5 protein-coding genes are annotated in these 7,253 nt (G+C 73.1%); 3 read left to right on the forward strand and 2 right to left on the reverse strand.

All coding sequences use genetic code 11. The annotated features are described in order from the left end of the window. A partial coding sequence (locus PLP61_RS13005; protein WP_324503159.1) for a hypothetical protein occupies positions 1-1,138 on the reverse strand: 1,138 nt, incomplete at its 3' end. After that, a complete protein-coding gene (locus PLP61_RS13010; protein WP_324503160.1) occupies positions 1,131-2,447 on the reverse strand; it encodes a sensor histidine kinase in 1,317 nt (438 codons plus the stop codon). The genes PLP61_RS13005 and PLP61_RS13010, both read right to left, overlap by 8 nt. 206 nt (positions 2,448-2,653) lie before the next feature. Between PLP61_RS13010 and PLP61_RS13015 the strand changes: the two genes are divergently transcribed. The 3 genes from PLP61_RS13015 to PLP61_RS13025 all read left to right on the forward strand — a co-directional run bounded on the left by PLP61_RS13015 (position 2,654) and on the right by PLP61_RS13025 (position 7,139). Further along, positions 2,654-3,430, forward strand: coding sequence for an ABC transporter ATP-binding protein (locus PLP61_RS13015; protein ID WP_324503161.1), 777 nt, complete (start codon positions 2,654-2,656; stop codon positions 3,428-3,430). 26 nt (positions 3,431-3,456) lie between these two features. Further along, positions 3,457-5,979, forward strand: a complete 2,523-nt coding sequence (locus tag PLP61_RS13020; RefSeq protein WP_324503162.1) for an ABC transporter permease — start codon at positions 3,457-3,459, stop codon at positions 5,977-5,979. 122 nt (positions 5,980-6,101) lie between these two features. Further along, positions 6,102-7,139: a WD40 repeat domain-containing protein gene (locus PLP61_RS13025; protein ID WP_324503163.1), complete on the forward strand. Its 1,038-nt coding sequence runs from the start codon at positions 6,102-6,104 to the stop codon at positions 7,137-7,139. Positions 7,140-7,253: the final 114 nt, after the last annotated feature.

Below are 7,253 nucleotides of genomic sequence, written 5' to 3' on the forward strand. Positions count from 1 at the left end.
CCGCCTCGGCCACCGCCGGCAGCAGGTCGTCGGGGTCGGGCGCCTGTGCCAGTCGGCGGCCGAAGTCGGCGAGCGCCTCGTAGGGCTGCGCCCGCTCTCCGTACGCCGCGCGGTCGGCGAGCCGGACCACGACCCGCCGCAGCGGCTGGAACGCGAGGGCGACCACCACGGTGGCGAGGAGGGAGAGCCAGAACCCGCCGGTCCGGCCCTCGACCTGGCGCCCGGCGAGCACGACCAGCGTCGTGTAGCCGATCGCGGCGAACCCCGCCCCAGCGGCCACCACGACGGTCCGGTTGATGATCACGTCCAGGTCGTAGAGCCGGTAGCGCAGCACCGCGACGGCGAACAGGATCGGCATCAGGAAGAACGAGAGGTTGAGCGGGACCCCCGACAGCCAGGTCTGCCGGCCGCCGTTGACCGCCTGCCCGACGAAGAGGATCACCAGGCCGACCGCAGCCAGGCCCGCAGACAGCGCGATCGGCCGCAGCTGCTGGCGCTCCTCGCCGGTGCTGCCCCGCAGCCTCACGACCATGGACACCAGTCCCAGGACCATGCCCAGGCTGATCATCGTGAACCCCACGCTGAGCATGGTGAGGCGCACCGTCCCGAAGCTCTCGTCCCCACTCATCAGGTCGAACTCGGCCGGCGGGAACGACAGGATCGCGACCAGGCACAGCACCGCGCCGACCACCGGGACGAGTGCGGCTCTCCGCCAACGGCGGGAGAGGAAGCGCCCGTCCGGCGCCAGCATGAACATCAGGGCCAGCAGGGCGACGGCGATCTGACCGCCGAACAGCTGGGAGACCCACCCGGAGATGCCACCGAGCGCCCAGGACCCCGGGCCGCCGCTCTCCCGGACCCAGTAGGAGTACGCCTCGGTCAGCAGCGAGATCGAGGTCAGCACCCCCACAGCGCTCAGCAGCCAGCCGATCGGGTGCCGCTCGTAGCGTGAGACGATCAGCGCGCCCATCAGCGCGCAACCGAGGCAGGCGCCCTCCACGAAGGGGAAGCCGTGCACCGCCACCGCGGTCTCGGACGTGAGTGAGACCGCCTGCGCGGACACCACCACGTCGGCGGTCAGCAGCACGACGGTGAGGCCGACGAGCGACCAGGCCACCCGCGAGGGCACGTCACCCACCCGCTTCGACAGTCGTGAGCGCCCGCGACGGGATCACCACGCGCAGCCGGGTGCCCCGCCCCGGCTCGGAGTCCAGGTCCAGCGTGCCGCCGGCGGAGTCCACCCGGTCGCGCATGTTCGTCAGCCCGCTCCCTGTGCCGATCGCAGCCGGGTCGAAGCCCGGCCCGTCGTCGCTGATGGTCAGGCTCAGCCGGTCCAGGCCGGCGTCCACCTCGACGTGGACGGTGGTGGCTCCGGCGTGCTTGGCGGCGTTCTGGATCGCCTCCAGGCAGCAGAAGTACGCGGCCACCTCGGCGCCGAGCGGATGCCGGTGCGCACCCCGCTCCTCCACGAGGACCGCGCCGTCGCCCGCCGCCGCCCGCAGCGCCGCCGCGACCCCCGCCTCCTCCAGCAGCGGCGGGTAGATGCCGCGGGAGAGCCGGAGCAGCGTGGCTGTCGCATCCCTCGCCGCGGCCTCCTGGGCGGCCAGCAGCGGTTCGGCGCGCTCGGGAGCGGTCGACGCCAGGCTCGCGGCGAGGCGCAGGTTCACCGCCAGCGCGACCAGGTGCTGCTGAGCACCGTCGTGGGTGTCGCGCTCCAGCCGCCGCCGCGCGGCGTCCTGGGCGTCGACCAGCCGCTCGCGGGACACCCTCAGCTCCGCCTCCCGGGCCGACAGCTCGGCCACCCGCTGCTCCAGGGCGGCGCGCAGCTGGACACCGCGCAGCACCAGCCCGGCCTGGCCGGCCAGGCCGGCGAAGAGGCGCTCCTCGACCGGGGTCAGGGAGGTGCCCACGCGCTCGCGCAGGACCAGCATGCCGAGCTCCTCCTCCCCGTGCCGGACCGGGAGCCGACGGGTGCCGGGGTCCCACCCCGGGGAGCTCACCAACCGGGCCTCCGCCTCCAGCGGCCAGGTGGCCGCCGGTACGGGCCGCCCGGCCACGGCCACCCAGACCTGCGCCCACTCCGCGCCGGTGCCCTCGGCGAGCAGCCGAGCCATCCGCAGCGGGAGATCCTCCGCCGGCCCGCTCCCGGCGACGGTGGAGGAGAACCGCCGCAGCGCGTCGTACGGCGAGGGCCGGCCGCCCCGCACGGCCCGGGACGCGAACCCGTGCAGACGGGTCAGCACCGGGTCGAAGCCGAGGGCGACCACGGCGGTGGCCAGGACCGATAGACCTGCCTGGGGCGTCTCGGTGTGCCCGATCAGCGCGCCGCCGCCGACGACGACGAGGAGGTAGGTCACCCCCACGAAGCCGACCAGGCCGGCGGACACCAGAGCCAGGGCCAGCCAGTCGCGTCTCGACCGGCGCTGCCGGGGCGGCCTCCACCTCATCCCAGCAGTGTGCCCGCTCCGGGCCGGGCGGGGGAGGGCGTCAGCCCCACCCCGGGGGTGGGGCTGGCCCCCGGGGGCATCCTCCGCAGCCGGGCGGCCAGCGCCGCCGGTGGTGCGCCCAGCCCGATCGCCGGACGGTGCTGGATCCGGTGTGCTCGTCGTATGCCGCCCGAGACCCGGACGGCCACCGACAAGGAGAACCAGAGATGACCCTCAGCACCACTCTCACCCCCGGTCGGGCCGCCACCACCGGCACGACCACACCGGCGGCGTACGCCGTGGGCGTCACCAAGCACTACGGCACCGGGGACGCCACCGTGGCAGCCCTGGACGACGTGACCGTCGCCCTCGACCGCGGCCGCTTCACGGCGATCATGGGACCTTCGGGCTCCGGCAAGTCCACCTTGCTGCACATGCTCGCCGGTCTCGACCGACCGACGGCGGGCGAGGTGTACCTCGGCGACACCGAGATCACCTCGCTTCGCGACAAGAGGCTGACCCAGCTCCGCCGCGACCGGATCGGCTTCATCTTCCAGTCGTTCAACCTGCTGCCCACCATGACCGCGGCCGAGAACATCGTGCTGCCCATGCGGATCGCGGGCCGCCGCCCGGACGCCGCGTGGGTCGCCTCGATCGTCGAGACCGTGGGTCTCGGTGGCCGGCTCGGGCACCGGCCGACCGAGCTCTCGGGCGGCCAGCAGCAGCGCGTCGCCGCGGCCCGTGCCCTGGCGTCGCGTCCGGAGATCGTCTTCGCCGACGAGCCGACCGGCGCCCTCGACTCGAGGTCGGGGGCCGAGCTGCTCGGCTTCCTGCGCTCCGCGGTGGACCAGCTCGGCCAGACCGTCGTGATGGTCACCCACGACCCGAACGCCGCGGCGTACGCGGATCGGGTCCTCTTCCTCGCCGACGGCCGGATCGCCGACGAGAGGCACGCCCCGTCCGCCGAGGACGTCCTGGACTACATGAAGACCCTGGGAGCCTGACCATGTTCACCGCGACCATCAGAAGCATGCTGGCGCACAAGCTGCGCCTCATCCTGACCACGGCGTCGATCGCACTCGGCGTCGCCCTCCTGTCCGGCACCCTGATCCTCACGAACACCATGGGCATCGCCTTCGACATGCTGTTCGGCAAGATCGGGTCCGGCACCGACGCGGTGGTCCGCACCGTGGCGCCGTACGCCCAGACCGAGGGCGTCGGCACCAACCGCGGCCCGATCTCGGAGAAGGTCCTCGACCGGGTCCGCGGCGTGGACGGCGTCCGCGCGGCGGAGGGCTCGGTCCAGGGCTACGCCCTGCTCACCGACACCGAGGGCCGCGCCGTCACCACCAACGGCGGCGCCCCGACCAACGGCTACAGCATGCCGGCTGACGCGGAGCTCCGCGGCGACGTGGAGCTGCTCAGCGGCCACGCGCCGACCAACGGGCACGAGGTCGTCATCGACGCCACCAGCGCCGAGGACCACGACATCCCCCTCGGCTCCACGATCAAGGTGCTGTTCCAGGGCCCGACCCGGGAGTTCACGGTGGTCGGCACGGTCGGCTACGGCGACGGCATCACGGACCTCGGCGGCACCACGTCGGCGTACTTCGACACCGCGACCGCGCAGCACGTGCTGGGCTCGCCCGGGCAGTTCGACGCGATCAATGTCAGCGCCGAGCCCGGCGTGAGCCAGACCGAGCTGGCCGACCGGCTGTCCTCGGTGGTCCCCGAGGGCACCGAGGCGCTCACCGGTGCCGCCGTGGCGAAGGAGAACGCCGACGCCACGAAGGGGAACTTCAAGATCGTCGGCATCATCTTCGGGATCTTCGCCGGCATCGCGCTGTTCGTCGGGTCGTTCATCATCTGGAACACCTTCACGATGACGGTGTCGCAGCGCTCGCGTGAGATCGCGCTGCTGCGGGCGATCGGTGCCCGCCGGCGCCAGGTGATGAGCAGCCTGCTGGTCGAGGCCGTGGGGCTGGGGCTGGTCGCGTCGGCGGTCGGCTTCGCCCTCGGGATCGGCGTGGCCAAGGGCCTGAAGTGGCTCATGGACACTGTCGGCCTGGCGCTGCCGTTCACCACGCTGCAGATCGAGTCCAGCCAGGTCTGGATCTCCCTCGCCGTCGGTGTCGGCGTGACGGTGCTGGCCGCGCTCGTGCCCGCCCGCCGCGCCACCAAGGTGCTGCCGGTCGAGGCCCTGCGTGAGTCCGCGCCGGGTGCCGAGAGGCCGTCGACGCGTCGGGCCCTGATCGGGCTGTCCGTCCTCGCGGCCGGCGCCGCGTCGCTCCTGTGGTCGCTGTACGGCGACGGCGGGATCAAGCTGTTCGGCATCGGTCTGGCCGCGGCGATGGTCGGGGTGATCGTGGCGCTTCCTGTCGCGGTGCGGCCGCTGGCCTCGGCGATCGCGGCCCCGCTGCGGTTGCGCGGCCTGCCCGGTGAGCTGGCGAAGCAGAACGCGACGCGCAACCCGCGGCGTACCTCTGCCACCGCGGCGGCCCTGATGATCGGCCTCACCCTGGTCGTGAGCATGGGCGTGTTCGCCTCCTCCCTCAAGGCGTCGTTCGGCGACGTGCTCTCCGACCGGGTGGACGCGGACCTGTACGTCGTCACCTCCAGCGCGCAGGCGCCGGGCTACAGCCCGTCGGTCCTGGACGCGGTCCGGTCGGTCGACGGGGTGGACGAGGTCTCGGCCCAGGGCTGGGGCACGGCCCGCTTCGACGGCGCGGACTCCGGCTACTCGGCGATCGACCCCGCGAACGCGGACGAGGTCCTGAGCCTGGGCGTGTCCGAGGGCTCGCTCGCCGGCCTCGGCAGGTCGGGGGTCATGGTGGCCGAGTCCGCGGCGACGGCCCACGGCTGGAAGGTCGGGGACACCGTGACCGCTGAGTTCGCCGAGACGGGGGAGCACCCGCTGCGCATCGCGGCGATCTACGCCGGGAAGGGCTGGATCAGCGACGACTTCGTCCTGAGCCGGGCCGCCCAGCAGGCGCTCGCCGGTCCGCAGCTGGTGTCCGGTGCCTTCGTGACCGTGGACAACGGTGCCGACCGGGCCGAGGTCCAAGACGCGCTCACGGCGGCCCTGGCCGACCACCCTGACGCCAAGGTGCTCGACCGGGCGGGCTTCGAGAAGGAGGCCGGCGGCTTCGTCGACCAGCTGCTCACCTTCATGACGGTGATGCTGGCCCTGGCCGTGATGATCGCCCTGCTGGGCATCGTCAACACGCTGGCGCTGTCGGTCTTCGAGCGCACCCGTGAGCTGGGCCTGCTCCGCGCGGTCGGCATGACCCGCGGCCAGGTCCGGGCCATGGTCCGCTGGGAGTCCGCGGTGATCTCGATGATCGGCGCCGTGAGCGGCGCGGCCCTCGGGATCGGCATCGGGCTGGCCATGTCGCAGATCCTCAAGGACGAGGGGATCAAGTCGATCTCCGTCCCCGTCCTGCAGATCGCCGTGTACGTCGCGCTGGCGGCGGCCGCGGGTGTCCTCGCTGCCGTCGGCCCGGCCCGGGCGGCCGCCAAGGTCGACGTCCTGCGGGCGGTGGTCAGCGACTGAGAACCGTGACGAGGCACGGCCGACGGGCCCCCGGGCGCACCCGCCCCGGGGGCCCGTGACCGCGTGCACATTGTGCTCGGCACGGCCCGGGGCGAGACTGGAGATGAAGGCAGGAGTTCGCCATGTTCAAGTCTCTCGTGGCGGCTGTGGCCGCCTCTCTCGTGCTCGTTCCCGGCGCCGTCTCGGCGTCCCCCTCCGTCGCGGCCGCCCGGGCCGACGACTATCCGCCCGGCGTCGTGCTCAACCCGGGGCAGATCCCCCGGGGCGCGGACACGCCGCTGCTCCACATGGCCCAGGAGGTGATCGTCGACGGCGCCACCCGGGTCCCGGTCGACGGCGAGGCCACCGTCTGGCTGCTCGGCCGGGTCGGCGGTGACTACCTGGTGCAGACGGCCGGGGCGTCGTTCCGGCGCTACACCGTCCAGCTGGTGCACCCCGACGGCTCCCGGCAGGTGCTGCAGCGCTTCGACGGTCGCACCTCGGTGTCGGTCTCGGCCGACGGCACCCGGCTCGCCCTGGTGACCATGGACCGGCCGAGCACCCGGATCCGGGTCGTGGAGACGCTCACCGGAACCCTGGTGCGCCAGCGCACCTTCGGCTCCCTCGGTGCGGAGGTCGCCGACTACGGCGTCCACCGGATGGTCGTCACCGGTGTCGACAGCCGCACGTACTGGTGGAACCCGGAGACCAACCGGCTGCGTCTGCTGGTGCCTCACCCCGCGTGGGCCGACATCGCCGCCGACCGGCTGGTGGTCCGTGTGCCCAAGGCGGGGTCGCCGTACGAGGAGTGCCAGCAAACGGTCGTGCTGAGCCAGCCGTCGGTGGTGCTCTGGCGCTCGTGCCGTGACCTGCCGTACCGGTTCTCGCCCGACGGCCGCCGGATGCTGACCATCCCGATCCTCACCGACGGGATCGGGGCCTCGCTGGTGCAGGTCCGCCGGATGCACGGTGGCCTCGTGCAGACCTTCCGTCCGCCGATGTACTTCGGCTTCACCGAGTGGGAGTCCAACCACCAGGTGCTGCTCCAGCCCGTCGGCAAGAAGTACGTCGCCGCCGTGCGCTGCGACCTGACGGCTCAGTGCGAACGGGCCTCCCGGCTGTTCCGCTCCTTCGGCGGCACCGACCCGCTGACCACGATGCGGTGGAGCTTCCCGGAGTAGGCGTGGTGGCTGCCGCGGGGGGATAGGGGGAGGTACGCCGCCGCGCGGTCCGCCGTAGCGCGGAAGATCCCAGCCACCTGGTGGCTGTTGGGTTTTGGGTTCTGCTGGGCGCTG

The organism is Nocardioides sp., assembly GCF_035429765.1.
GTDB lineage: Bacteria > Actinomycetota > Actinomycetes > Propionibacteriales > Nocardioidaceae > Nocardioides.